General features: G+C 71.9%; 23 protein-coding genes. 10 read left to right on the forward strand and 13 right to left on the reverse strand.

The window, feature by feature from the left end:
* Positions 1–9 precede the first annotated feature (9 nt).
* The 6 genes from BM085_RS14960 to BM085_RS14985 are packed head-to-tail and all read right to left on the reverse strand — an operon-like array spanning position 10 to position 6663.
* Positions 10–978 (reverse strand): N-acetylglucosamine kinase, encoded by a 969-nt coding sequence (locus BM085_RS14960; protein ID WP_093887588.1) that lies wholly within the window; start codon positions 976–978, stop codon positions 10–12.
* The gene (locus BM085_RS14965; RefSeq protein ID WP_093887589.1) at positions 975–2234 is read right to left on the reverse strand and encodes a 6-phospho-beta-glucosidase; all 1260 of its coding nucleotides are present in this window, start codon (positions 2232–2234) and stop codon (positions 975–977) included. Before BM085_RS14965 ends, BM085_RS14960 begins: the two co-directional genes overlap by 4 nt.
* Complete coding sequence (locus BM085_RS14970) at positions 2231–3127, reverse strand: carbohydrate ABC transporter permease (protein WP_093887590.1); 897 nt, start codon at positions 3125–3127, stop codon at positions 2231–2233. The genes BM085_RS14965 and BM085_RS14970 overlap by 4 nt, the downstream gene beginning before the upstream one ends.
* Positions 3124–4071: a carbohydrate ABC transporter permease gene (locus tag BM085_RS14975; protein WP_093887591.1), complete on the reverse strand. Its 948-nt coding sequence runs from the start codon at positions 4069–4071 to the stop codon at positions 3124–3126. Before BM085_RS14975 ends, BM085_RS14970 begins: the two co-directional genes overlap by 4 nt.
* Positions 4072–4077: 6 nt before the next feature.
* Positions 4078–5421 carry an ABC transporter substrate-binding protein gene (locus BM085_RS14980; protein ID WP_093887639.1) on the reverse strand — a complete coding sequence of 448 codons (1344 nt, stop codon included), beginning with the start codon at positions 5419–5421 and terminating at the stop codon, positions 4078–4080.
* 45 nt (positions 5422–5466) lie between these two features.
* Positions 5467–6663, reverse strand: coding sequence for an ROK family transcriptional regulator (locus tag BM085_RS14985; protein ID WP_093887592.1), 1197 nt, complete (start codon positions 6661–6663; stop codon positions 5467–5469).
* Positions 6664–6887: 224 nt separating this feature from the next.
* On the opposite strand from BM085_RS14985, the gene BM085_RS14990 reads away from it, so the two are divergent.
* The 4 genes from BM085_RS14990 to BM085_RS15005 all read left to right on the forward strand — a co-directional run bounded on the left by BM085_RS14990 (position 6888) and on the right by BM085_RS15005 (position 12765).
* Positions 6888–9188 (forward strand): HelD family protein, encoded by a 2301-nt coding sequence (locus BM085_RS14990; protein ID WP_093887593.1) that lies wholly within the window; start codon positions 6888–6890, stop codon positions 9186–9188.
* A gap of 575 nt (positions 9189–9763) precedes the next feature.
* A complete protein-coding gene (gene lnt / locus BM085_RS14995; RefSeq protein WP_093887594.1) occupies positions 9764–11404 on the forward strand; it encodes an apolipoprotein N-acyltransferase in 1641 nt (546 codons plus the stop codon).
* Positions 11404–12147: a polyprenol monophosphomannose synthase gene (locus tag BM085_RS15000; RefSeq protein ID WP_093887595.1), complete on the forward strand. Its 744-nt coding sequence runs from the start codon at positions 11404–11406 to the stop codon at positions 12145–12147. The genes lnt and BM085_RS15000 overlap by 1 nt, the downstream gene beginning before the upstream one ends.
* Positions 12148–12216: 69 nt before the next feature.
* Positions 12217–12765, forward strand: a complete 549-nt coding sequence (locus BM085_RS15005) for an FxsA family protein (RefSeq protein WP_245789322.1) — start codon at positions 12217–12219, stop codon at positions 12763–12765.
* Here the strand turns inward: BM085_RS15005 and BM085_RS15010 are convergent.
* Complete coding sequence (locus BM085_RS15010; RefSeq protein WP_218158717.1) at positions 12752–13195, reverse strand: SRPBCC family protein; 444 nt, start codon at positions 13193–13195, stop codon at positions 12752–12754. The two genes, BM085_RS15005 and BM085_RS15010, sit on opposite strands and share 14 nt — an antisense overlap.
* Positions 13196–13342: 147 nt before the next feature.
* Between BM085_RS15010 and BM085_RS15015 the strand changes: the two genes are divergently transcribed.
* From BM085_RS15015 to BM085_RS15025, 3 genes are all read left to right on the forward strand, one after another.
* The gene (locus tag BM085_RS15015; RefSeq protein WP_093887596.1) at positions 13343–13939 is read left to right on the forward strand and encodes a PadR family transcriptional regulator; all 597 of its coding nucleotides are present in this window, start codon (positions 13343–13345) and stop codon (positions 13937–13939) included.
* Positions 13936–15162 (forward strand): FAD-dependent monooxygenase, encoded by a 1227-nt coding sequence (locus BM085_RS15020; RefSeq protein ID WP_093887597.1) that lies wholly within the window; start codon positions 13936–13938, stop codon positions 15160–15162. The genes BM085_RS15015 and BM085_RS15020 overlap by 4 nt, the downstream gene beginning before the upstream one ends.
* 223 nt (positions 15163–15385) lie before the next feature.
* Positions 15386–16984: a multicopper oxidase family protein gene (locus tag BM085_RS15025; protein ID WP_218158718.1), complete on the forward strand. Its 1599-nt coding sequence runs from the start codon at positions 15386–15388 to the stop codon at positions 16982–16984.
* A 177-nt stretch (positions 16985–17161) separates the two neighbouring features.
* Here the strand turns inward: BM085_RS15025 and BM085_RS15030 are convergent, their stop codons facing one another.
* Entirely contained in the window at positions 17162–18622 is a 1461-nt protein-coding gene (locus BM085_RS15030) for an MFS transporter (protein WP_245789323.1), read from the reverse strand.
* Between the two features lie 242 nt (positions 18623–18864).
* On the opposite strand from BM085_RS15030, the gene BM085_RS43000 reads away from it, so the two are divergent.
* Positions 18865–19086, forward strand: coding sequence for a hypothetical protein (locus tag BM085_RS43000; RefSeq protein ID WP_143120924.1), 222 nt, complete (start codon positions 18865–18867; stop codon positions 19084–19086).
* Positions 19083–19577 carry a GNAT family N-acetyltransferase gene (locus BM085_RS15035; RefSeq protein ID WP_093887599.1) on the forward strand — a complete coding sequence of 165 codons (495 nt, stop codon included), beginning with the start codon at positions 19083–19085 and terminating at the stop codon, positions 19575–19577. The genes BM085_RS43000 and BM085_RS15035 overlap by 4 nt, the downstream gene beginning before the upstream one ends.
* Before the next feature lie 145 nt (positions 19578–19722).
* On the opposite strand, the gene BM085_RS15040 is transcribed toward BM085_RS15035, so the two are convergent.
* From BM085_RS15040 to BM085_RS15050, 3 genes are all read right to left on the reverse strand, one after another.
* On the reverse strand, positions 19723–20283 hold the full coding sequence (locus BM085_RS15040) for a snapalysin family zinc-dependent metalloprotease (RefSeq protein WP_093887600.1): 561 nt from the start codon (positions 20281–20283) through the stop codon (positions 19723–19725).
* A 62-nt stretch (positions 20284–20345) separates the two neighbouring features.
* Positions 20346–21470 (reverse strand): S1 family peptidase, encoded by a 1125-nt coding sequence (locus BM085_RS15045; protein ID WP_093887601.1) that lies wholly within the window; start codon positions 21468–21470, stop codon positions 20346–20348.
* A 415-nt stretch (positions 21471–21885) separates the two neighbouring features.
* Positions 21886–22893, reverse strand: a complete 1008-nt coding sequence (locus tag BM085_RS15050) for a sporulation protein (protein WP_093887602.1) — start codon at positions 22891–22893, stop codon at positions 21886–21888.
* A gap of 362 nt (positions 22894–23255) precedes the next feature.
* Here BM085_RS15050 and BM085_RS15055 point away from each other — a divergent pair, with 362 nt between their 5' ends.
* Positions 23256–23435: a hypothetical protein gene (locus BM085_RS15055; RefSeq protein WP_093887603.1), complete on the forward strand. Its 180-nt coding sequence runs from the start codon at positions 23256–23258 to the stop codon at positions 23433–23435.
* Between the two features lie 27 nt (positions 23436–23462).
* Here BM085_RS15055 and BM085_RS15060 read toward each other — a convergent pair whose 3' ends face one another.
* On the reverse strand, positions 23463–24431 hold the full coding sequence (locus tag BM085_RS15060; protein ID WP_093887604.1) for an LLM class F420-dependent oxidoreductase: 969 nt from the start codon (positions 24429–24431) through the stop codon (positions 23463–23465).
* Between the two features lie 224 nt (positions 24432–24655).
* A complete protein-coding gene (locus tag BM085_RS15065; RefSeq protein ID WP_093887605.1) occupies positions 24656–26002 on the reverse strand; it encodes an FAD-binding oxidoreductase in 1347 nt (448 codons plus the stop codon).
* Positions 26003–26044 lie beyond the last annotated feature (42 nt).

Consider the following 26044-nt stretch of genomic DNA (forward strand, 5'->3'; position numbering starts at 1 on the left):
CCGGCACGCTCACGCCATGGCGTGGAAGTGGGCGCGGAGGCGGGTCTTGGCCTCCTCGGTGGCGCCGAGGGCGTCCAGGCCGAGCAGGGCCGCGCCCATGATGGGCGGGACATCGGCGACGATCAGCTTGGCCTGGGGCGCCTGCTCGGCGAAACGCCGCTCGATCAGGTCGCTCAGCAGCGGGTCGCGGGCGGTCAGCACGCCGCCGCCCAGGACCACTTCCATCGGGGTGCCCAGCAGGTCCAGGCGGCGCAGCGCGACCACGGCGAGGACGGTGACCTCGTCGGCCATCCGGACCACGATCGAGCGGGCCACCTCGTCGCCGGTGGCGGCGACGGCCATCAGCACCGGCACCAGCTCGTGCAGCCTGAACGGGGACAGGTCGCCGAAGTGGATGGCCAGTGCCGCCTCCTCGACGGTGCGGGTGCCGAAGTGCTCGCGGACCGCGCGGTCCAGCGCGGTGGCCGGGCCCCGGCCGTCCTCGGCCCGGACGGCGTGCCAGAGCGCCTCCTCGCCCAGCCCCATCCCGCCGCCCCAGTCGCCGGTGAGCCGGCCGAGGGCCGGATACCTGGCGACCTCCCCGGTGGGGGAGACCCCCACGGCGTTGATGCCCGCACCGCACACCACGGCCACGCCCGCGGGCCCGGAGGCGCCGGCGCGCAGGAGCGCGAAGGTGTCGTTGCCGACCACCACGTCCCGGCCGTACTCGCGGGCGAGGATCTCGTCGCGGATGGCCTCCTCCTCGACCGGCAGGTCGGCGCCGGCGACATAGGCGGCCACGTGGTCGGCGAACGGCGGCACGAGGTCCGATCCGAGCAGCCGTACGGCGTCGCCGACCACGTCGATCGCGACGCCCACCCCCGCGCTCTGCGGCTCGAAGGCCGCGCCGCGGCCGGTGGCCAGGACGGAGCCGTCCTCGCCGACCAGCGCGACGTCGGTCTTGCTGTTGCCGCCGTCCACGGCCAGGACGGTTCTCACGTGGTCGCCCAGGGCAGGTGCCGGCGGTTGGCGTCGACGAGGCGCCGGGCCAGGTCGTCCGAGAGCGAGGCCTGACCGATCAGCGGATGGGCCAGCAGCGCGTCCGAGACGCGCTCCTCGCCGCCGTGCAGGGCCGCCTCCAGCGCCAGCGTCTCATAGGCCGTGACGTGGGCGACGAGCCCGGCGAAGAGCGGCTCGACGGGGTCCACCGGCAGCGCCGCCGCCCCCGTGGCGGTGATCCTGGCCGGGACCTCGATGACCGCGTCGTCGGCCAGGAACGGCAGCGTGCCGTCGTTGCGCAGGTTGACCACCTGGGTGTCGCCGCGGTCGCCGAGCAGCGAGGCGATCAGCGCCACCGCGGCCTCGGAGTAGAACGCCCCGCCGCGCTTCTCCAGCAGTTCGGGCTTGGTGTCCACCGACGGGTCGGCGTACATCTCCAGCAGCGTCGCCTCCATCGCCGCGACCTCCGCCGCCCGCGAGGGCTTGGTCCGCTGCTCCTCCACCACGAGGTCGTGCTCGTAGAAGTAGCGCAGGTAGTAGGAGGGCACCACGCCGAGGCGGCGGATCAGGCCGGCCGTCAGGCCGACGTCCTGGGCGATCTCCTCGCCGTGGCTCTCCAGCAGCCGCGGGAGCACGTCCACCCCGTCCAGGTGGACGGCCCGCTCCCAGGTCAGGTGGTTCAGGCCCACGTGGCCCAGGGAGATCCGCTCCGGGGCGACCCCCAGCTTCGCGGCGAAGCGGCGCTGGAAGCCGATGGCCACGTTGCACAGGCCGATGGCCCGGTGGCCGGCCTCCAGCAGCGCCCTGGTGACGATGCCCACCGGGTTGGTGAAGTCGACGATCCAGGCGTCGGGCGCGTGCCGGCGGATCTTCTCGGCGATGTCCAGCACCACCGGGACCGTGCGCAGCGCCTTGGCCAGGCCGCCCGCGCCGGTGGTCTCCTGGCCGACGCAGCCGCACTCCAGCGGCAGCGTCTCGTCCACGTCGCGCGCCGCCTGGCCGCCGACGCGCAGCTGGAGCAGGACGGCCTGCGCCCCGCTCACGCCCTCCTCGACCGAGGTGGTCGCGACGACCCCGGCCGGGTGACCGGCGCGCGCCAGCATGCGCCGGGCCATCCCGGCGACCGGCTCCAGCCGGCGGACGTCCGGGTCGACCAGCGCGATCTCGGTGAGGGGGAGCTCGTCCCGGAGCCGCGCGAATCCGTCGATCAGCTCCGGCGTATACGTCGAGCCGCCCCCGACAACGGCGAGTTTCACCCTTTTACTCCTGTCAGCGTTACGCCCTCGATGAAGACTCTCTGGGCGAAGAAGAACACGATGATCACCGGGGCCATGACGAGAAGGGTCGCCGCCATGGTGAGGTTCCACTGCACGCTGTGCAGCGCCCGGAAGGACGCCAGCCCGAGGGAGAGCGTCCAGTTTTCCTCGTTGATCTGGGCGTAAAGCAGCGGCCCATAGTAGTCGTTCCAGCAGTAGAAGAACTGGAACAGGGCCACCGCCGCGATCGCCGGCCGTGCCATCGGCAGGATCACCCTGACCAGGGTCCGGAAGTCCGAGCAGCCGTCCACGCGGGCGGCCTCGGTGTACTCCCTGGGGATCGTGATCAGGAACTGCCGGAGCAGGAAGATCGAGAAGGCGTCGCCGAGCAGCATCGGCAGGATCAGCGGCCACAGCGTGCCGGTGAGCTCGAAGCGTGCCCAGATGAGATAGACGGGGACGGCGATGACCTGCGGGGGCAGCATCATCATCGTGATGACCGCCAGGAAGGCCAGTTTCCGGCCCCGGAAGCGGAACCGGGCCATCGCGTAGGCCACCGGGACCGACGACAGCAGCATGAACAGGGTGCCGAGCCCGGCGTACATGAACGTGTTGCCCAGCCAGCCCAGCAGGTGCGACCTGGCGAACACCTCGGCGAAGTTGCCCCAGTTCCAGCTGTCCGGCCACAGCTCGCCGGTGAGCGCCTGGTCGTCGGTCATCAGCGCGGTCAGCGCCACGAACACCAGCGGGCCGATGAACATCAGCGACAGCGCCACGGCGAGGGCGTGGGTGGCGATCCAGTACAGCGTCCTGCGGACGCGGCCGCCGCGCGTATCCGTACGGCGGGCGGGGGAGGCGGCGGCGGGCGGCCTGGTGGCCAGGGTGGTCGTCACCGGTTGCCTCCTTCGTCGTCGGTGAACGCGCGGAACTGGCGGAGCAGGACGAGGGTGAAGATCATGGAGGCCGCGAACAGCAGCAGCGCCAGCACACAGGCGTAACCCATGCTGAAGTCGCGGAAGCCCGCGTGGAACAGCCACTGGGGCAGCGTCAGCGTGGACATCTCGGGGTAGCCCGGCACGAAGCTGCTGCCGGGGGAGTCGGTGACCCCGGCGGCGACCCGGGAGGCGATCATCGCCTGGGTGAAGTACTGCAGGGCGTAGATGACGCCGGTGACCGTGGAGAACATCAGCACCGGGGAGATCATCGGCAGCGTGATGCTCCGGAACTGCCGCCACCCGCCCGCCCCGTCGATGGCCGCGGCCTCGTACAGGTGCTTGGGCACGTCCAGCAGCGCCGCGAGGAAGATCATCATCGTGTTGCCGATGCCCCACATGGCCAGCAGGGTCAGGCCGGGCTTGGCCCAGTCCCTGTCGCCGAACCAGTCGGGGGCGGCGATCCCGAAGAACTCGATGATCTGGTTGAGCGGCCCCGAGGGGTTCATCAGGAAGACGAAGGAGACGGTCCCGGCCACCAGCGGCACCAGCGACGGCAGGTAGAACACCGTGCGGAAGAAGCCCGCCCCCGCCTTCAGGCGGGTGAGGAGCTGGGCCACGGCCAGGCCGAAGAGAACCTGCGCGGGGACCATGAACACCACCAGCCACAGCGTGTTCCTGATGGAGATCCAGGCCCGGTCGTCATGGAAGAAGTAGCGGTAGTTGTCCAGGCCGGTGAACTCCAGCGTGAACAGGTCGTAGCGGTGGAAGGAGAAGTAGGCCGTCGCCACGAGGGGGTAGACGAAGAAGACCGCGAACCCGATCAGCCAGGGTGACATCCAGAGGAGGGCCTTGCGGCCCTCGCGGCGCGCCCGCGGGGGCGGCGCCGCGTGGGTGACGCTCATCGAGGATCAGCCCCCGGAGAGCTTCAGCTTGTCGTTGACACGCTTGTCGACCCCGGCGAGCCCGGCGTCGATGTCCTTGACCGAGCCCTTCTCCCACTGGTGCATGAACTCCTGGATCGCCTCCTGGTTGAAGGTGCTGTTGACGCTGGAGGGCATCGTGCTGGTCCTGGGGTGGGAGAAGATGTCGATGAAGGTCTGGAAGTTCGCGTCCTTCTTCAGGTCCGGCGACTCCAGCGAGGCCTTGGTGGTGGGCACGTTGCGCAGGGCGTTGGAGAGGGTGACCAGGGCGGCGGTGTCGGTGGTCAGATACTTCACCAGCTCCCAGGCGGCCTGCGGGTTCTTGGCGCCCTTGGGCACGCCGATCACCGTGCCGGCGGTGAAGCCGCTGCCGTACAGGTCGGGCTTGTCGTCGGCGACCGGGAGCGGAGCGGTGCCGTACTCCAGGTCCTCGGCCTCATTGGCGATCATGGCGTTGCGCCATTCGCCGTCGAGCACCATGGCGACCTTGCCCTTGTAGAACGGGTGGTCGGCCGACCACTCCTGGCCCAGGCTCTTGCGGAACTTGTCGAGCTTGTCGTAGCCGTACCAGTCGACGAGCTCCTTCTGCCACTGCAGGAGCCGCTTCCAGGCGGGGTCGGAGCCGATCGCCGAGGTGCCGTCCGGGTTGTACCACTTGGCGCCGACCATGGGGGCCAGGTGCGAGGCGGTGTTCTCGTAGTACTCGAAGCTCGGGATGAAACCGGCGACCTTGATGGTCCCGTCCGCGTCGCGGACCGTGAGCTTCTTGGTGAGCTCGGTCAGCTCCGACAGCGTCTTGGGCGGCTGGGCGCCCTTCATCAGGGCCTTGTTGTAGTAGAGCCCGTAGGCGTCGGCGAGCAGCGGCATCACGCAGCGTCTGCCGTCGAACTCGGTGTAGGAGCGCGAAGCCTCCGGCAGCACCGACAGGTCGATGCCGTCCTGCCGGATCACCGGGGTGAGGTCCTGGAACGTTCCGCTCTTGCACCACTGGGCGACGTTGTCGGTGGTGAAGGAGGACGCGACGTCCGGGGCCTTCCCGCCGCGCACCGCCTGGGTGATCTGGTCGTCCTGGACGCCCTTGACCAGCTTGACGGTGATCTGCGGGAACTTCTGGCGGAACCCGGCCACGGCGTCCTCGAACGCCTTCACCTCGGCGGGCGCCGAGAAACCGTGCCACAGCTCGATGGCGACGGCCGGGAGGGAGGCGGAGGCGGAGCTCGAGGGCTTGGGCTGGGCCCCGAGCGCGGGCGCGCTCTCCTTGCCCGCGGTGCAGGCGGTCAGTGCCGCGGCCGTGAGGGCGGCGGTGGCGGGAATGAGAAAGCGTCGGTGCACGACGGCTGCCTCCATGCGTGTGGGGGGATCACGAGGGGACGGGGGTCAGGAGGGGACGGTGGAGCTGAAGACCTCGTCGCGGGTGGCGGCGAGGGCGAGGTCGAGCGCCCCGGCGAGGACGGGGTTGCCCTCGACGGTCGACAGCAGCAGGGGAGGCCGGGGGATGGTCAGCGCGTGGAGCTCGTGCTCGACGAGCTCGCGCAGGGTCTCGCCGCCGGCCAGGAGGGTGCCGCCGGTCAGCACGATGATCTCCGGGTCGACGACCGAGGTGATCGAGGCCAGGCCGATCGCCAGGCGGGCGGCGATGTCACGCAGCCCGGCGCGGGCGTCGTCGGCGCGCTTGCCGGTGGTCTGCGAGGTCTGCACGGCGTTCCGCACGGCCTGGGCGGGGGCGGTGCCGCGCACGCCGTAGGACCTGAGGATCTTGAGTACGGCGGGCCCGCCGGTGAGGGCCTGGTAGCCGTGGTTGGCGTAACGCCCCGCCTCGCGGGCGGTCGGCGCGCCGGGGGCGGGCATGTAGCCGACCTCGCCGGCGCCCCCGGTGGCGCCGCGGTGCAGCCGCCCGCCCAGGACCAGCGCCGAGCCGAGGCCCTCGTCGGCCCAGAGCAGCACGAAGTCCTGGTGGCCGTGGGCCACGCCGTGCGCCTGCTCGGCCTGGGCGACGAGGTTGACGTTGTTCTCCACGGCGACCTGGAGGCCGAGCCCCCTGCTGAGGGTGGGCACCAGGTCGGGGATGTGCCAGCCGGGCATGTCCTTGCTGGTGGCGTAGCCCAGCTTGCCGGTGCCCGGGTCGATCGCGCCCTGCACGCCGATGACCGCGCGCCGCAGGTCGGCGGGGGCGCCGGCGCCCTCCAGCGCGGCCCGGACCCGCTCCACCACGTCACCGGCGGAGCGGCCGGGGGTGGGCAGCCGGTGCTCGCCGATCACGGCGCCGGTGATGTCGGCGACCCTGGCGTCGATGTGCGCGGGGGTGACATCCAGGGCGGCGACGTGCGCGGCGGCCGGGTTGAGCCGGTAGACCTCGGCGGTCCGGCCGGGCAGTCCCTCGCGGATGCCGTTCAGGACGACCAGACCCGCCTCCTGGAGCCGGGCGAGCAACTGAGATGCTGTGGGCTTGGACAGGCCGGTCAGGGCGCCGATCTCCGGGCGGGTCAGCGGTCCGCGCTCCAGCAGTGCCTGCAGGGCGGCGCGGTCGTTGATCGCACGCAGCAGGCTTGGGGTGCCCGGCGTCGGCTGAGTCACAGGTCCTCCGTGTCCGCACACGTCATACAGTCGCCCGTAAAACGGAGTTAGGAAACTTTCCTAACTCGGAGTGAATCTAAGGAACCCGTGCGAATTCCGTCAAGCGTGAAGGGCGCGCCGCAATCAACCTGTGATGGCGAGGGGAGGGGCGAACATCTCGACGGACCTGCTAAGGTGATGGTTTGTCATAACAACCAGCCAATGGCCCGGAGTATCCCATTACTATCAACGATAATGGAGCGACGGCGACCCGTCAACTCGAGCTCGCCAAGGAGCAGGAGTACGTCTCCGGTCTCTACGAACGGCTCGACCTGTTGCGTGAGCGCACCAAGCGGCAGCTGGACGGGGTGCTGGCGCAGGGCGGGAGCGGTGGGACGCACCAGAACCGCTCCGAGCGCGACACCTTCGCCGGGATGTACGCCGAGCGGCTGGGCCGCCTGTGGGCGGTCGAGAACGGCCTGTGCTTCGGGCGGCTCGACAACGCCGACCACACCTCCCTGTACATCGGCCGCATCGGCCTCGCCGACGACGAGCAGCGGCGGCTGCTGATCGACTGGCGGGCCCCCGTCGCCCAGCCGTTCTACGGCGCCACCCCCGCCGCCTCGATGGGCGTCACCCGCCGCCGCCACCTGCAGACCAAGGGGCGCAAGGTGATCGGGATCGACGACGACCTGCTTGACCTCGACAACCTCACCGACGACGACGTGGCCACCCTCAACGGCGAGGCGGCGCTGCTGGCCTCCATCGCCGCCAGGCGCACCGGGCGGATGCGCGACATCGTGGCCACCATCCAGTCCGAGCAGGACCGCATCATCCGCTCGGACCTCAACGGCGTGCTCGTCGTGCAGGGCGGCCCCGGCACGGGCAAGACCGTGGTGGCCCTGCACCGGGCCGCCTACCTGCTCTACACCCACCGGGAGAAGCTGGCCCGCCGGGGCGTGCTCATCCTCGGGCCCAACCTGACCTTCCTGCGCTACATCGAGCAGGTGCTGCCCTCCCTGGGCGAGACCGACGTGCTGCTGTCCACGGTCGCCGAGCTGTATCCGGGAGTCGTCCCCACGGTCAGGGAGCGGCCCGAGGTCGCCGCGATCAAGGGCGACGGGCGGATGGCCGAGGTCGTGGCGCGGGCCGTACGGGAACGGCAGCGGGTGCCGCGCCAGCCGCTCGAGATCCGCCTCGACCGCTACACCCTCAAACTCGACGGCCGCGTCCTGGACGCCGCCCGCACCCGGGCGACCCGCTCCAGGAAGCCGCACAACGAGGCGCGCGGGATCTTCGTCCGCCACCTGCTCAACGCCCTCGCCCGGCAGGCCGCCAAGCAGCTCGGCAAGGGCATGATCGACGACGACGAGCTGGCCGACATCCGCGAGGACCTCCGCACGGAGCGTCCCGTCAAGGCCGCGCTGAACAGGCTGTGGCCCTACACCACCCCGCAGCAGCTCCTCATCGGGCTGTTCACCTCGCGCGAGCGGCTGGACTACGCCGCCGGCGACCTCGGCGCCGCCGAGCGCGAACTGCTGCTGCGCCAACCCCCCCGCCAGGGGGAGAACTGGTGGGCCGAGTCGGACGTGCCGCTGCTGGACGAGGCCGCCGAACTGCTCGGCGACATCGACCCGGCGGTGCTGCGGGCCGGGGCGTGGATCGCCGAGGAGGAGCAGGCCGCCAGGCGTGCCGCCGCCCTGGACGAGCGCCAGCACCAGCTCACCTATGCCAAGGAGGTGCTGGAGCTGACCGGGCTGTCCGACATCATGGACGCCGAGAAGTTCGCCGCCCGGCACCTGGGCGACGACGTGTACCTGACCACCGCCGAGCGCGCCGCCGCCGACCGCACCTGGGCCTTCGGCCACGTCATCGTGGACGAGGCGCAGGAGCTGTCCGCGATGGACTGGCGGATGGTGATGCGGCGGGTCCCGACCCGGTCGATGACGATCGTCGGCGACCTGGCGCAGACCGGGTCCTCGGCCGGCGCGCACTCCTGGGGCCGGGCGCTCGACCCCTACGTGGCCGGGCGCTGGCGCGAGGAGCACCTCAGCGTCAACTACCGCACCCCCGCCGAGCTGATGGCCGTGGCCGCCGACGTGCTCACGCTGGTCGGCCCCGGCCTCGTCGCGCCCACCTCGGTCCGGGAGACGGGGGCGGCGCCCTGGGCCGCCTCCCCGGTGGAGGCCCTCGCCGACGTCGTCAAGGCCGAGCTCGTCGAGGGCGGCCGGCTGGTCGTGATCGTGCCCGAGTCCGGCATGGGCGAGTTCGGGGAGATCGTGACCCGGGCCGTCGACGGCGCGGTCGCGGGGCCGGGAGCCGCGGCCCTGGACGCCCCGGTGGCGGTCCTGACGGTCACCCAGGCCAAGGGGCTGGAGTTCGACGCGGTCATCGTGGTGGAGCCCGAGGCGATCCTGCGGGAATCGCCCCGCGGGGCGAGCGACCTTTACGTCGCGATGACCCGTGCGACACAGCGTCTTGGCGTCGTGCACAGCGGCCCGCTCCCCGAAGCGCTTGCTCGACTTGAGCGACATCCGATCACATGAGAGCATTGACGGCTCTCGTCGATCATGTCCCAGCTGCGAAAACTTGATGTTTCCGCTGTTAGTGACACGGTTGACATCTGCGCTGGGGTCGGTAGTTTGCTGCCCAGTCCAGCACGGGACTGGCCGGTTGGCCGCCTTTCGACATCGTCGGTTCCTGCGCCCGTGACGGGGGTCACCCCGTCCGTACAGCCAGACGCAGGGCCGGCGTTCCGTCGAGGCGGGGCACCCTGACCGGGCGGGGGGTTGGACCCAGGAGGGGTCCGGGCACCCAGTAGACAACGGCAATCCGCGCTCGCCGCCGACGGGACGGAACCGGTCCGAAGGGTCGTCCGGGCCCTCTTCCCGCTCCCGTGCCGAGCATCGCAAGCGTCGGGGTGATCTCCAGGACATCCGTCCGCTCTGGGGGTCACCCCGTTGCCGCGTCCACGGCCCCCGCTTTTTGGGATGCGCCCGGGTGAGCGGTACCGTTCGGGCTAGAAAGCCGGGCGAGAGAGCCGGTCCCAGCGACCGGCCGGCGGACCGGCCTGGAAAGACCGGGCGTCACCGTCCGCACGACATCGCGAGGAGCCCCGCCCGTGGCGCAGGAGAAGACGGCCGCCCCGGCGCCGCGAGCGGCCGCCACGGACGGCGCCGCCGGCCCGCCCCGCGGGCGGACGGGCACGGACACCGCGCGCCGCGCGCTCGCCGGGCGGATCGCGGGCGCGGTCGCGGGCGGCCTGCTGCTGTTCCTCTCCTTCCCACCGCTGGGGCTGTGGTTCCTGGCGCCCCTCGGCCTGGCGCTCACCGTCCTGTCGGTCCACGGCTCGCGCCCCCGCCGCGCCCTGTGGCTCGGCCTGCTCACCGGCCTGGCCTTCCTGCTGCCCGCCCTGCACTGGGTCAGCCCGATCGGGACGGACGCCTGGCTGGGCCTGGTGGCGCTGGAGAGCCTCTTCTACGCCGCCTGGGCCGCCGGCGCCGCCCTGGCCGTCCGGCTGCCTCTGTGGCCGTTGTGGAGCGCCGCGCTCTGGGTGGCGATGGAGTGGGCCCGGGGGCAGTTCCCGTTCGGCGGATTCCCCTGGGCGCGGGTGGCCTTCAGCCAGGGGGAGTCGGTCTTCACCCCCTACGCCGCTCTCGGCGGCGCGCCGCTGGTGACCTTCGCGGTGGCCCTGTGCGGCGGCCTGGTCGCGCTGCTGGTCCTGCGCCTCCTGGCCGCCCCCCGCTGGGACCGGGCGATCGCCCTGCCGCTCGCCGGGATGCTGGCCGTGCCGGCCGCGGCGTTCGCCGTCCCCCGCTTCGGCGACGAGGGCAGGACCGTGACCATCGGCGTCATCCAGGGCAACGTCCCGGGGCGGGGCATGCACCCCCTGGGGGACGAACCCGCGGTGGTCCTCGGGAACCACACCCGCATGCTCCACGAGATGGCGCGGGCCGTACGGGAGGGCCGGACCCCCCGGCCGGACCTGGTCGTGCTGCCGGAGAACTCCACCGACATCGACCCCTACCGCAGCGACTTCGCCCGCGCCGAGATCGACGCGGCGGTGAAGGACATCGGGGTGCCCGTCCTGGTCGGCGCCGTGGTCGGCATCGGGGAGAACAACCGCGCGACGCGCAGCCTGGTGTGGGACCCGGTCACCGGGCCCGGCGCCTACTACGACAAGCAGCAGCTCGTCCCGTTCGGCGAGTACACCCCGCTCAAGGAGCTCGTGCTGGCCCTGTTCGAGCGGGCGGGCCTGGTCGGCAAGCAGTCGGTGGCCGGCACCCGCGACGGGGACCTGAAGGTGGGCCCGGTGACGGTCGGCGCGATCAACTGCTACGAGGTGGCCTTCGACGGCATCGTCGGCGACACCGCCCGGACCGGCGCCACCCCGCTGGTGGTGCAGACCAACAACGCCACCTACGCGCTGACCGGCCTGCCGGCCCAGCAGCTCGCCATGTCCCAGCTCCGCGCCGTCGAGCACAACCGGGCGGTGGTAACTTCCGCGATCACGGGTATATCCGCCTACGTGACCCCCGATGGCACGGTCGCCTGGCGCACCGGCGAGCTCGTCCCCGCGGCGAACGTCCTGCGCATTCCGGTCAGGACAGCTGAAACGGTAGCCACGCGCGTGGGCGCACTGCCCGAATGGGCCCTGATACTTGTGAGTGTGGGCGCGTTGGCCGCCGCTTGGCGGCGCGGGCCCCGTAGCCTGGTGCACTCTGCGAACCAGGACGGCGACCGGCAGGTGGGAGACGAATGATGGAGCGGATGCTTGGCCGGGTGCTCGTCATCGTCCCGACGTACAACGAGCGGGAGAACCTGCCGGCCATCGCCGCGCGGGTGCGCGCCGCGGTGCCCGAGGCGCACCTGCTGATCGCCGACGACAACAGCCCCGACGGCACCGGCGCGATCGCCGACGAGCTGGCGGCCGGGGACGACCACGTCCACGTGCTGCACCGGCCGGGCAAGCAGGGCCTGGGCGCCGCATACATCGCCGGCTTCCGCTGGGGGCTGGAGGAGGGCTTCGACGTCCTGGTGGAGATGGACGCCGACGGCTCCCACCAGCCCGAGGAGCTGCCCAAGCTGCTGGAGGCGCTGGCCGACGGGGCCGACCTGGTGATCGGCTCCCGGTGGGTGCCCGGCGGCAAGGTGGTCAACTGGCCCGGCTCGCGGGAGTTCCTCTCCCGCGGCGCCAACGTCTACACCCGGGTGATGCTCGGCGTCCCGGTCCGCGACGCCACCGCCGGGTTCCGCGTCTACCGCGCCGGCACCCTGGAGAAGATCGGCCTGGACGACGTGGAGTCGCAGGGCTACTGCTTCCAGGTGGACCTGACCCTGCGCACGGTCCGGCACGGCCTGCGCGTCGCCGAGGTGCCGATCACGTTCGTGGACCGCACCGTCGGCGCCAGCAAGATGAGCCGGGCCATCGTGGGGGAGGCGCTGTGGCGGGTCACCCTGTGGGGCTTCTCCGGCCTTCCCCAGCGCCTGCGCCGTCCGCGCTGAGCGGAAGCGGAACGCGGCGGCGATCCGGGGCGTTGTCACTGTCGTACGGCTGTCGCGTGAGTTGAGGAAATGATGCGCCTTCTGCTGGCCCTCGCCTTCCTGGCGGTCCCCGTCCTGGAGATCCTGGTGTTCGTCCAGGTCAATCAGGCCATCGGCGTGTGGCCCGCGATCGCCCTGCTGGCCGCCGGCAGCCTCCTCGGCTCCTGGATCGTCCGCAGGGAGGGCCGCAAGGCCTGGCGGAAGCTCCAGGAGGCGGCGCGGAGCGGCCGGATGCCCGAGCCGGGCGCCCCCGGCGGCGCCATGACCGTCGCGGGCGGGGTGCTGCTGATGATCCCGGGCTTCATCACCGACGTCGTCGGCCTGCTGTTCCTCCTGCCGTTCACCCGGCCGTTGATGCGCGGGCTCGGCGCCCGGTTCCTCGCCCGCCGGATCCGCACCCTCGCCGAGAAGACGGCCGGCCCCGGCCTCGGCTCGCCGTTCGGCGGCGCGGGCTCCCCCTTCCAGGCCATGCGCGACCAGCCCTCCGGCTCCGGGCCGGTCATCCACGGCGAGGTCATCCGGGACGAGCCGGGCCGACCGGCCGCCCGCGACTCCAGCCGCGACCTCACCGACCGCTGAGCTCGGCCAGGCGGCGGAGCGAGAGCCGCAACAGCGCCGCGTTCACCGGCCTGACCAGCGGCCAGCCGAGCCGCCCGACCGGGCCGAACGGCAGGTCGAGCTCCTCCTCCCAGACGATCGTGCTGCCGCCGCCCTCGCGGGGCAGCACGCGGAAGACCCCGGTGCCGCGCACCAGCCGCCCGGTGTGCCGGACCGCCACGGTGGTGGGCGGATCCCACTCGGTGATCTCCATGGTGTCCAGGAACCCGACCGGGCCCACCCCGGTGAAGGCCGCCAGCCGGCTCCCCTGACTCCGGCCGTCCCCGGCGGCGACGTGCGCGCGGGTCAGGACCATCCACTCGCCGTGGCGGGGCCAGTCGGTCAGCACGGAGAACACCTGCCACGGCCCGGCGGCCGCCTCGACCGAGACGCTGATGCGCGAGTGAGTCACCTTCCGATCCTTCCGCGCGGCCGGCACCCCCCAAACCACCTCCCCGCCCGGCAGGCGTGCCCGGGGGCGGCCGGCGTGCTGACTATATAGTTGACACTGACTAGAAATTGTTTAATAGTTGGAACTGACTAAAGAGATGGGGGCGTCGTGGAGAAGCGACGCAAGGTGACCAACCCGCTGGCGCTGGCGGTGCTCGCCGAACTGCTGGTGGAGTCGATGCATCCGTATGAGATGGGGCGGCGGCTCAAGGAGAACGGCAAGGACCGCAGCTTCAAATACAACCGGGGCTCGCTCTACATGGTGGTGGAGCAACTGAGGAAAGCCGGCTTCATCATCGAGCAGGAGACCGTGCGCGACACCCAGCGGCCGGAGCGCACGGTCTACGCGCTCACCGACGAGGGCCGGCATGAGTTCTACGACTGGATGCGCGAGCTGGTCGCGCAGCCACGGCATGAATACCCGCAGTTCGGGGTCGCCCTGTCGTTGCTGAGCGTGCTCTCTCCGGCCGATTCGGTCGAGTTGCTCACCCAGAGGTCGACGGCGTTGACCGAGGAGGCCGACGAGATCCGCGCCGTCGTGCAGTCAGCCCTCGACGACGGGGTCCGCTGGGTGTTCCTGGTCGAGGACGAATACCGGCTCACGGTGCTGGAGGCGGAGCGCCGCTTCGTCGCGGGCCTCATCGAGTCGCTCAAGCAGCCGGACTACATCCGGGCATGGCAGGAGATATTCGGGAGCCAGACATGACAGCAGTCAAGACAGCACTGGTCATCGGCGGCGGGATCGCCGGGCCGGTCACGGCACTGGCGTTACGCAAGGCGGGCATCGAGGCGACCGTCTACGAGGCGTACGAAACCACCGCCGACGGCGTCGGCGGCCAGCTCACGATCGCTCCGAACGGCCTCGCCGCGCTGGACGTCGTCGGCGCGGGCGACGCCGTGCGGGCCGTCGGCCTGCCGATGAACCGCACCATCATGACCGACGGCAAGGGCAAGCGGATGGGGGAGTTCCCCGGACTGACTGGCCTGCCCCCCAGCCGGGCCCTGTGGCGTCCGGACCTCTACCGCGCCCTGCACGACCACGCCCTGGCCCAGGGCGTCCCCACCGAGTACGGCAAGCGGCTGGTCGGGGTGGACGAGTCGCCGACCGGCGTCACCGCGCGCTTCGCCGACGGCACCACCGCCACCGGGGACGTGCTCGTCGGCGCCGACGGCATCCGTTCCACGGTCCGCACCCTGATCGACCCGAAAGCCCCCGATCCCGACCACGTCCCCCTCCTGAACTTCGGCGGCGCGGCCGACGTCGCGGTGCCCCTGGCATCCGACGCCGCCTACTTCTCCTTCGGGAAGAAGGCGTTTTTGGGTTACTGGTCGCAGCCCGACGGCACCACCGCGTGGTTCGGCAACGTCCCGCACAAGGAGCCGATGTCGATCGCCCAGGCCCGTCGGACGCCGGCGGCCGAGTGGCTCAAGCGGCTGCGGGAGGTCTTCGCCGACGACGCGCCGGGCAGGGAGCTGCTCCAGCGCACCAGCGTCGAGCAGCTGGTCGTGCTGGGGTCGCTGGAGATCATGCCGAAGGTGCCGCACTGGTATCGCGACCGGATGGTGCTGGTGGGCGACTCGGTGCACGCGCCCTCCTCCAGTTCGGGGCAGGGGGCGTCGCTGGCGATGGAGAGCGCGATCCAGCTGGCGCGCTGCCTGCGGGACCTGCCCGATGTGGCGGGTGCGTTCGCCGCCTATGAGGGGCTGCGCCGGGAGCGGGTGGAGAAGGTGGCCTGGCGGGCGTCCAAGACCAACAACAGCAAGGCGCTGGGGCCGGTGGCCATCGCGATGATGGGGCTGATGATGCCGCTGGCGATGAGGACCTTCCTCAATCCGGAGAAGACGCTGGGCGCCGAGCAGCGTTACCGGATCGACTGGCAGGCCCCGGTCACGGCGGACGCCTCGCGCGCGGCGGGCAACCGGAGCTAGGCCGTGCCACCTTCCGTTCGGGGGGCGGTACGGGTTCCGCCGTGTCCGGGGCGCCGCCGTGCGGGGTCCGGGCCGGTGGAGAGGGGTCCGGTCCCGCGCGCACCCGCGCACCGGGGCCGGACCGGCAGATCACGCCCCCCGGGAGGCTGCCGGTCTGCGACGACATCACCGGCGGCGGCTGGTGGCAGCCGCCCCGCCAACGGGCCCGATGAGGACAAGGACATTGACCGAGCCGTCTGAGGATCCGGGGGAGCCGGCGGGACCGCCCCCCGCCGCGCCGCCCGCCGGGCCCACGCCGCGACGGGGACTCACCCGGCGGCGCCTGCTCAAGGCCGGGCTGATCGGGGTGCCGGCGGTGGCCGCGATCAGCGCGGGCGGGGCGGCGTGGCTGTGGGCCACCGCCGACGTCGACACCGCCGGCAGGGTCCGGTTCGTCAACCGCCTGGCCATCCCGCCACTGGCCACCGGCCGCCGCGACGGGTCCGGACGCCGGGTGTTCGAGCTGCGCGCCCGCGCCGGAAACCGGCGACTGCGGCCCGGCCGGCCGACTCCGACGTGGGGGTTCGACGACGGCCACCTCGGGCCGACGCTGCGCGTCGACCGGGGGGAGACGGTCGTGGTCAACGTGCGCAACGAGCTGGCCGAGGCGACCACCGTGCACTGGCACGGCATGCACCTGCCCGCCGTGATGGACGGCGGACCGCACCAGCCGATCCGCCCCGGCGCGACCTGGTCTCCGACCTGGAGGCTGGACCAGCCCGCCGCCACGCTCTGGTACCACCCCCACCCGCACGGCCGGACCGGGCAGCACGTCTACCGCGGCATGGCCGGGCTGTTCATCGTCGACGACCCCGCGGCCGGATCGCCGGACCTGCCCGGCCGGTACGGGGTCGACGACGTCCCGGTCATCGTGCAGGACAAGAACTTCGGCGACGACAACCGGTTCGACGAGAGCACCCCGCTGATCGGCGGTGTCGGGATCCTCGGCGACACCCTCCTGGTCAACGGCACGGTCGCGCCGTACCACGACGTCACCGCCGAGCGGACGCGGCTGCGGCTGCTCAACGCCTCCAACGCGCGCACCTATGGGTTCGGCCTCTCCGACGGGCGGCCGTTCGCGCTCATCGGCACCGACGGCGGCCTGCTGCCCGCGCCGCACCTCACCGACCGGGTCCGGCTCTCCCCCGGAGAGCGCGCCGAGATCGTGGTGACCATGCGGCCGGACGAGCGGGTGGTGCTGCGGAGTTACCCGCCCGACCTCGGCGCCGACTTCTGGACCTCCCGCGTCACCGGCGGCGACGACACGATGGACGTTCTCGAACTGCGCGCCGCCGGCGGCCTGACGCCGTCCCCCGCCCTGCCCGGCACCCTCGCGGAAGCGCCCGGCCTCGGCTCGGCGGGCGGCCGGGTCGACCGCGGATTCGAGCTGTCCGGCTTCGAGATCAACGGCAGGGCGATGGACATGAGCCGGATCGACTTCGGGGTCGGCAGGGACACCACCGAGATCTGGGAGGTCACCAACCTCGACGTCCTCCCCCACAACTTCCACGTGCACGGCACCCGGTTCCAGGTCCTGTCGGTGAACGGCGCCGCCCCGCCCCCCGAGCTGGGCGGCTGGAAGGACACGATCTACACCCCGCGGGAGACACCGGTGCGCATCGCCATCCGCTTCGGCGGCCACGCGGATCCGGACAGCCCCTACATGTTCCACTGCCATCTCCTCTTCCACGAGGACCTGGGCATGATGGGCCAGTTCGTCGTCACCGAGCCCGGCGTGCTCCCCGGCAGGCCCGTCATGCCCCACGACGCCGGCCACGGCTGACGACCTCCGGCCCCACTCCGGCCCGGAGCCGGCCGCGACACGCCGGGCGGAGTCGGCTCCGTCCGGTCGGCGGGGCGTTACGGTGGGTCATGAGGGCCTCCGGCGGGTGTGGGTCCCGGTCGACTCACACCGGGCCATGAGGCCCTCACCATTTCGGAACCGCCCGATCGCGTGTCCCTAGTGGTGGTCCTGGGGCGGGGCCTTGCGCGGCAGGAGCCGGACGAGGCCGCAGCAGGCGAGGGTGATGGCGGCGACGGCGGCGAGGCTGTACACCACGGCCCGGGTCTCGCCGCCGGTGGCGAGGGTCCTGAAGTAGAGGGTGGTGACCACGGCCGCGCCGATGGCGTTGGCCAGCTGCTGGACCGCGCTGAGCGAGCCGCCGGCGCTGCCCGCCTCTTCCGGGGCGATGTCGCCGATGGTGACGTCGTAGACGGTCCCGAAGCAGGTCCCCATGCCCAGGCCGATGATCAGGGCCGGCGGCAGGAGGGCCCAGGGGCCCGTCGAGGTCCCGGCCGTCAGGACGAGGACGAGCAGCCAGCCGGTGCCCGTCAGGGTGATGATCAGGCCGATCAGTACGAGGCCGCGCCCGAGTCCGCCGATGAGCCGGTAGCCGGCGACGGAGGCGATGACGATGCCCGCCGCGACCGGCACCAGCCCGAGTGCCGCCTTCATGGGGGTGTAGCCGAGGCCGTTCTGCATGAAGAGGGACAGGACGTAGAGCAGGCCGGACACGGCGGCGAAGAAGGCGACGCCGAGGATGAGGCCCGAGGTGAACCCCCGGTTCCTCAGCAGCGACGGTTCGATCAGCGGGCTCGCGGCTGTCAGCTGGCGCCGGCAGAACAGGCCGGAGAAGACGGCGCCGCCGGTGACGGACAGGATCGGGACGGGGGTCCATCCGTGGGCGGACCCGTCGATCAGGCCGAACAGCAGCCCGAGCATGGCCGCGGCCAGCAGGCCGGAGCCGATGCCGTCGACGGGGGTGCTCCTGTTGCCGGCGTCCTTCGGCAGCAGCCTCGCCGCGGCGAGGATCGTGACGCCGCCGAGCACGAGGTTGATCAGGAACATGGAGCGCCAGCCGAGTCCGAGGATGTCGGCGTCGATGAGGGCTCCGGCCAGGATGGGGCCGCCGACGGCGGAGATTCCCATGGTCGGGGCGAACGCGCTGAAGGCCCTGCCGATCTGGTCGCGCGGGAAGACGGAGCCGAGGATGCCGAATCCCTGGGGGATCAGCAGGGCGCCGAAGGCTCCCTGGGCGAGCCGGGCGATGATGATCGATCCGGGGTCGAAGGCCAGGCCGCAGGCGATCGAGGCGAGCGTGAAGCCGGTGATCCCGATGAGGAAGAGGCGCCGGCGACCGTATCTGTCGCCGAGCCGCCCGCCGACCACGAGGAGGACGCCGAGGGCGAGGGCGTAGCCGGCTCCCAGCCACTGGATGAGGGCCTCGCCCCCGTGGAGGTCCTCGGCGATGGTCGGGGCGGCGATGTTGGTGATCGTCGCGTCGAGGAGGTCCAGGACGTCGGCGCTGAGGATGACGGCGAGGATGGCCCACCGTTTCCCGGGGGAGACCGCCTCCGGTTCTGCCGGGGAGGCCGGCTCCGTGGCCATGGCGGTGGAGTGGGCGGGCGTGGACAAGGGCATCGCTCTTTCGGGAGTGAGTCCGGGAGGGAACTCAGACGGGAGGTGGGCGGACCGCGGCAAAAGCAGTCGCAACACATATGTTGTGTGACGCAGATATTGTGTCACGCAGATAATGTGAGGCGTGAGGACCTCGGTGTCAAGCCGGATTCCTGGCCGCCCCGTCCAGGTGGCCGGTTGGCAGAAAAACCCAATTTTCCTACTTTTTAAATTGGCATTTTGGGCGGGAGTCTCCCGAGTCAAGGATGCGGTGGCGTGACGTACGACGTGGGGGCATCGGCCATGGGTTCGAGCTCGCCCCCGCCTGGGGAGGTCACGTGGCGCGGCTGCTCGTCGGCGACGGCGTCGACCCCCGGCCGGCGGCCTTCGCGCCCTCCGGGTTCGAGACGGGGGCGGAGCCGGCCGCGAGGTTCGGTGCTGCCAGGATTCTCGGACAGCCGCAACCGGAGACAGGGGAGTTCGCATGACCGCACCCGCGGAGAGGGCCGGCGTGATCGTCGTCAGGTCCGTCGGCTGGGACGACGCCGCGGCCGTCGCGCTGCGCGGGGCGATGGGGGAGGAGATGGGCGCCCGCTACGCCGACCGGCTCGCCTCGGCGCCGGACTACCTGCCGCGCGGCATGAACGTCGAGCCGGAGTCCGTCGCCTACACCGGGGTCGCCTACGCCGGCGCGGTGCCGGTCGGGCACGTCGCGCTGCGCCGGCTCGGCGCGGACCTGGAGATCAAGCGGATGTTCGTCACCCTCTCCCATCGGGGCGCGGGCGTGGCGCGCGCGCTGCTGGCCGCGGCCGAGGACGCCGCCCGCGCGCTCGGCGGATCACGGATCATCCTGCAGACCGGAGACCGTCAGCCGGACGCCGTCCGGGTCTACGAGCGGGAGGGGTACACCCCCATCCCGCGCTTCCCTCCCTATGAGCGGCTCGAGGGCTCCTACTGTTTCGAGAAGTTCCTGGCCTGAGCCGCGGTGGCACGCCGAGCCCCTCCCGAAGGGCCCGCGTGCGGACCTTCCGGAAGGGGCTCGATGCCGCCGGTCTCCCGCGAGGGGAGAGGGGGGTGGAGCCCGTCCGGCCCGGTCGCGCCGGACCGGACGGGCCCGCCGGCGCTTACGGCAGGGCGGCCTCGGGACTGTCGGTGTAGATCTCACCGAAGTCGAGGGTCGGGGCGAAGCCGGCGAAGTACCGCTCGACCTCGGCCTTCTCGGCCGCGTTCGGATAGGGGTTGGTGCAGGTCGTGCCCGCGCTGGCGCCGGACATCAGGTCCGTGCACCGGCCGGTGCGACGGTCGGGCAGTCCCAGGATGTGGCCGATCTCGTGGGCGGAGATGCGCAGCGGGTTGTGCCCCTGGGCGGTCGCCTGCCTGCCGATCCACACGGTCCCACGGCCCAGGCTGGTGGGCTGGGCGCGGGGCCAGCCGTTGTCGGCCAGCACCACGAAGTCCGCCGGGCTGCCGGCCACCAGGCGCACGTTGGTCACGCTGGAGTTCCAGATCTGTGCCGCCTGGTCCACCACGGAGCGGAACTCGGCTGCCCGGCTGGCGTCGTACCGGAGCACGCGCACCGCGGCCGCGTTCTGCGCGCCGGTCCCGTCAGCCTGGGCGGGGAAAGCCGTCGCCAGGAAGGCGAGCCCCAGGATGAAGGCGACGCTGAAACGGATGATTCTTGACACTTCTGTCAGGCCTCCTCGGCCGTTGGGGGGTGCTCGTCAAGACGAGGTGCTGAGGAGGGCGATCAGCCGACGGTCAGGGTCAGCCCGTAGACGGACAGGGGCTCGTTGACCGGCTGGTGGTAGGTCGTGCCGCCCGAGGTGCAGTTGCCGGAGCCGCCCGAGGTCGTGCCCTGGGCCTGGCTGCCGGAGATGAACGACCCGCCGGAGTCGCCCGGCTGGGCGCACGCGCTGGTGCGGGTCAGGCCGCTGACCGTGCCCTGCGGGTAGGTCACGCTGGCGTTGTGCTGCTGGATGGTGCCGCAGCGCCAGCCGGTGGTGGAGCCGGAGCGGCAGATGGAGGAACCGACCACGGCCTGCGTGGATCCGCGGACGATGACGTTGGCGCCGCCGGACCCCTTCACCCACGGCCTGGGGGTGTTGCCGGGGGCGGCCACCCACGCGTAGTCGTTACCGGGGAACGAGGAGCCCTGGAAGGTGCCGGTCGGGTTGGTGGTCCTGGAGCCCGCCCTGCCGCAGTGGCCCGCGGTGACGAAGCCCGGCGTGCCGCCCTTGGTCACGGAGAAGCCGATGCTGCACCGGCTGGAGCCGATGTAGTAAGGGTTGCCGCCGATGATGTCGATGAAGGGCTGGGGCCGCTCGGTGGTCACCGCCACCCGGACCGCGTCCTTGTCGACGCCGGCGGCGGCGACGAGGGCCTCGCCGCCGGCCTGCTGGGCGGCCTGGATCACGACGCTGTTGGTGGGCAGGTCGACGTACCACAGGGACGCGCCGGCCTTGGCCTGGGCCGGAGCCTGGTCGAGCCGGTCCTTGACCGCGTTGAGCTGCTCCAGGGACCGGCTGACGATCACGGGCTGGGCGCCCTGGGCCCTGATGGCGTCGGCCGTGGTGGCGTCGTTGGTGCCGACGAGGAGCTGGGTGGCGTCGCCGTTGAGCCAGGCGCCGGCGTACTTGCCGCCGAGCGTGCCGCTCAGGGTGGATTCCGTGGTCATGGCGCGTTCTTCGTTGGCCAGCCGTGTCACGGCCTGCTCGGCGGTGAGGCCGAGGTCGCGCTGGAGGGCGTCGACGATCACGGGCGACGGGGGCTTGGGGGAGAGGGGAGCGGGTGCTGCGGTGGCGGGTGTCACGCTGGCGGCCAGGTACAGCGCCACGGTGGCGGCTCCGGCCAGGAGGGGACCTCGACTTAACATGCGCACTCCTTGTGAGGGGTGCTGTCAAAATATTTGGCCGTGCCCTACCGGGGAATGTGGCAAAAAGCACCTATCGCGGTGTTATGGGCCTTCGATTGGCCGGGGTTGCCGGCCGTCACCGGGGACGGCGTCCCGGCGGAGCCGGTGACGGAGGGGAGCCGGGAGACGTCGGGCCCGGCTCACGACCTCTCCCGCGAAGGTCCGGGCGGGCTCCTCCCCGCCTCGGCACCTCCCCCGGCGACTACCTTGTCGCGGTGCTCCCGCTCCGGGGCCTCACGTCCCGGCGACTACCTTGTCGCGGTGCTCCCGCTCCGGGGCCTCACGTCCTGGCGGCCACCTTGTCGGGGTGCTCCCGCCCCGGTCACCACCTGCCCGGGCGGGCCGCTCCCGGCGCCGGGAGCGGCCCGCCCGGACATCACTCCTCTTCCTCCTCGCCCTCGAAGAAGTCGCCGATCTCGTCGATCGCCTCGGCGGCCACGAACCCGCCGACCACACCCGCGGCTCCGGCCGCCACGACCGCGCCCATGCCGGGCCCGCTGCGGTGACCGTGCTGCTCGTGGTGCCCGTAGTGCCCATGCTGCTCGTGGTGCCCGTGATGGCCGTGGTGGCCGTCGTCGTGCCCGCCGTAGGAGACGCCGTGGGACCCGCCGTGGTGCTGTCCGGCCAGACCGTCCAGCCAGGCGGTGATCTCGGCGGGCCAGTCCATCTGGAGGGCCTGCTCGTGGGTCACCTGGAAACGCCCGAAGGAGTCGTGTCCGGAACCGTGGCCGCCGCGCTTGTCGGCCTCCAGGATGATGTCCAGCCTGCCGGCGTCGGCCACGAAGGTCAGCTCGACCTCGTTGATCCGGCCCGAGTACTGGGCGGGCGGGTAGAACTCGATCTCCTGGTAGAACGGCAGCCGCTGCTGCACGCCGTACAGGTGGCCGGTTTCCAGGTCGGCGCTCTTGAAGTGGAAGCCGAGCTGGGAGAAGGCCACCAGCACGGCCTCCTGCGAGGGCAGGGCCGCGACGGAGAAGGGGTCGAGGTCGCCCTTGTCGACCGCCTTGGCGATCGCCAGCTCGGTGCGCACGCCCATGGCCATGCCGTTCAGCGGCTGACCCTGCACCTCGGTGAGCGGGGTCTCCCAGGGCACCGGCACCCGGAAGGGGACGGTGCGCTCCTCGCCGATGCCCAGCTTGAAGGGGCCGGAGACCTCGGTGCGGAAGAACTCCCCGAGACCGGTGTGCTCACCCTCGCTGTGCTCGGTCTCGATCCTGGTGACCAGCCCCAGGCTGATGTGCTCGATCTCCGCCTCGAAATCGCCTCCCTTGACCCGGACCTCTCCGGTGAGGAACCCGCCGGGCGAGACGCGCGACACGGCCAGGACGGTGTCCACCGACGGACCTCCGACGCCGAAGGCTCCCAGCAGCCGTTTGAAGACCACGGATACCTCTCTTCTCCTGTTGTGATGACGTAACCGAAACGGCGAACGAGTGATCGTCGCCGGTGGTTCCCGAGATCACGCAGTTGAGAGCTCTTCGGCGGCGGGCCGCCCCGCATTTGGGAGACAAATCTCGATCTCTGACAGTGATCAACCCGGCCGGCGTCAAATCATTGGTTCTGGGCAGCCGGAACTCGCGGAGATAGATTGCTGCATCGCACGGGCGGCCGATCGGCCGGTCACCGTCCACCGTCGCCTCCACTCCGGTCTCCCGGGATTGGAGCGTTCCGTCCCGTGTGCCGCCGGCCTGCCTTCCGCACGCGCTGGTACGTCACCGCCCGCATGCCGCAGGAGGACACGCGCTCATGACTCATGACCTCGCCGACAACGATGGATCCGGGTGGGAGGCGGAGGATCCGGCGTCGCTGCCGCGCCGCAGCGACGCGCTCCGGTGCCCGCACACCGAGACCGGCCGCCGCTGCGTTCTCCCGCCCCGCCACGAGCTGGAGCATGTCTACCCCCACCAGAAGGCCACCGCCCTGTGATCGGAGGCGGCCGCGGTCCGGGACTCCCTACGGGAGGCGACGCAGCGCGGGCAGGAGTTCCTTCTCCGACCAGTCGAAGAACTCCCGCTGGTGCTCGTGACCGATCTGGACCAGGGCGACATGGGTGAATCCGGCATCGGTGTACTTGCGTACCGCCTCCACGACCGCGTCCACGTCGGAGCCGCACGGCACCTTCTCCGCGACGTCCTCCGGGCGTACGGTCTCGGCGTAGGCGGCGAAGTTGACCGGGGCGGGCAGCTCGGCCATGACCTTCCAGCCCGCCGCGGACCAGCGCCACAGCCGGTGTGCCCGCTCCAGGGCCGCCTTGGGATCGGAGTCGTAGCAGACGGGAAGCTGGCCGTAGACGGGCTTGCCCTCGCCGCCGGAGGCGGCGAAACGCCTGACCAGCTCGCCGTCCGGGTCGGTCGCCACCAGGCCGTCGCCGTACTCGGCGGCGATGTCCCCCGAGCCGCCGCCGGAGGCGGCGATCGCCAGGGGCACCGGCCGCTCCGGCAGGTCGAACAGCTTGGCCGAGTCGACGTCGAAGAACTCGCCCCGGTAGGTCGTGTAGCCGCCCTCGAACAGCTCCTTGATGATCTCGATCGCCTCGCGGAACATCTCGTGCCGGGTGTTGACCGGCGGCCAGCCGTGGCCGACCACGTGCTCGTTGAGGTTCTCCCCGGAGCCCAGCCCCAGCGTGAACCGGCCCTCCGTCAGAGCCCCCATCGTGGCGGCCTTCTGGGCCACGACCGCGGGGTGGTAGCGCATGATCGGGCAGGTCACGTAGGTCATCAGCGGCAGACGCTCGGTGGCGTGCGCGGCCGCGCCGAGCACCGACCAGGCATACGGTGAATGCCCCATCTCCTCAAGCCACGGAAAGTAGTGGTCGGAGATGACCGCGTAGTCGAATCCGATCCGCTCCGCCGTGGCGACGTCGTCCACCAGCTGCCGCGCCGGCGTCTGCTCACACATCATCGTGTAACCGATCTCAGCCATGTCTCCTCCCTACCCAGCCCCCTCCGCGTCTCGCCGGGGACCGGGGAAACTTGGCCTTCTTTGCCGCATCCGTGGATACGACTGCCGCATCCGTGGATACGACCTGGGAGAACGGGCCGGAGCGCGGTCATCCGGATCGTTTCCCGGCGGCGCCGCCACGTCCGAGGCGCCCGTCCCGCCGGCCTGCGGGACGGGCCGTCCGGGGACACGGCCGCGTCAGGGCGTCACCGGCTCAGGACCGGGTAGTTGCCGCGGAAGACGCCGTGGGGGTCGCGTGCGCGCTTGACGTCGCGCAGCCGGGCCAGGACCTCGCCGGGGAAGGCCGTCGCGGCCTCGTCCCCGGGGGAGAGGAAGGTGTACGGCCTGCGCCCGCTGGTGTGCGGCGCGAGCGCGTCGGCGATCCCGTTCTGCCGGGCGCCCATGGCGGCGGCGACCTCGGGGGTGGACGGGATGCCGACCATGTAGAGCGAGTACGGCTCGGCCAGGTGCCCGCAGGCGCCGCCGTCGCGCGCCGGCCGGGCCAGTGCCCCGCCCAGGTGGCGCACCTGCACGCTGAGCAGCGGGTCGATGGGGCCGGCCAGCAGCGCCGCGGTCACCGCGTCGTCGAGGCCGGTCAGCAGCTCCGCGCGTGCCAGGACGGGCGCCGGGTCGGTCGGCTCGGCGCAGATGCCGCCCAGCTCGGCCACCGGCAGCGTGCCCCGGCTGTCCATGACGAGCCCGTCGATCTTGTCGAAGCGGCGCAGCAGATCCTGGGCCTGGCCGGCCTCGCCCAGGAAGGTGGCATCCACCGTCACCAGGGCCCTGCCGCGCAGGAAGTCGGGGAGGCCGGGGAGCGGCGGGAAGTTCAGCAGGTGGAACCAGACGGTGAGCTCGTCGGGGGCCTCCGCGGTGACCTCCTGGAAGGCCGCCAGCACCTCCCGGGCCCGCTCGGCCGGCCACATCATGCGCCCGCCGTACAGGTGGGGCGCCGGGTGCAGGTCGAACTCGACGCCGGTCACCAGGACGCTGTCGCCGCCACCGCCGCGCAGCGCCCAGAACAGCTCGGGGTCGGAGCCGGCGTCCACCGTGGCCCGGTCGCCCCCGGCGTCGACGACGTCGAAGGCGCGGACGCTGTCGGCGGCGAAGCCGTGGCGGCGGCTGAACCAGCTCAATCCGCCGCCCAGGGTGTAGCCGACCACGCTCACCACGGGAGAGCTGCCGGCCAGCCCGGTCAGCCCGTGCGGGCTCGCGGCGGCCAGCACCTCGCCCCACTTCACCCCCGCCCCCACCCGGGCGACCCGCGCCTCGGGCCGGACGTCGACCCCGTCCAGCCTCCCGGTGCGCAGCAGGATCACCCCGTCCACGTCGCCGCCGGCGCCGTGGCCGCTCGGCTGGGCGGAGACGGCCAGCCCTGCCCGGCGGGCGTAGCCGACCAGCGCGGCCACGTCGTCGGCGTCCTGTGCCTCGACCACGGCTCTGACCGGCTGCTCCACCGCGAGGTTCCACGGCTGCCGGGCCTGCTCGAAGCCGTCGTCGCCGGCCACCAGCACCCGGCCCCGGACGGCACGCTGAAGATCGTTCCCAATCGTCATGATCTCTCCTCCATGTAGGTGCGCCCACCTTGGCGCACCCGA

It is taken from the genome of Streptosporangium canum, assembly GCF_900113865.1.
GTDB classification, from domain to species: Bacteria; Actinomycetota; Actinomycetes; order Streptosporangiales; family Streptosporangiaceae; genus Streptosporangium; species Streptosporangium canum.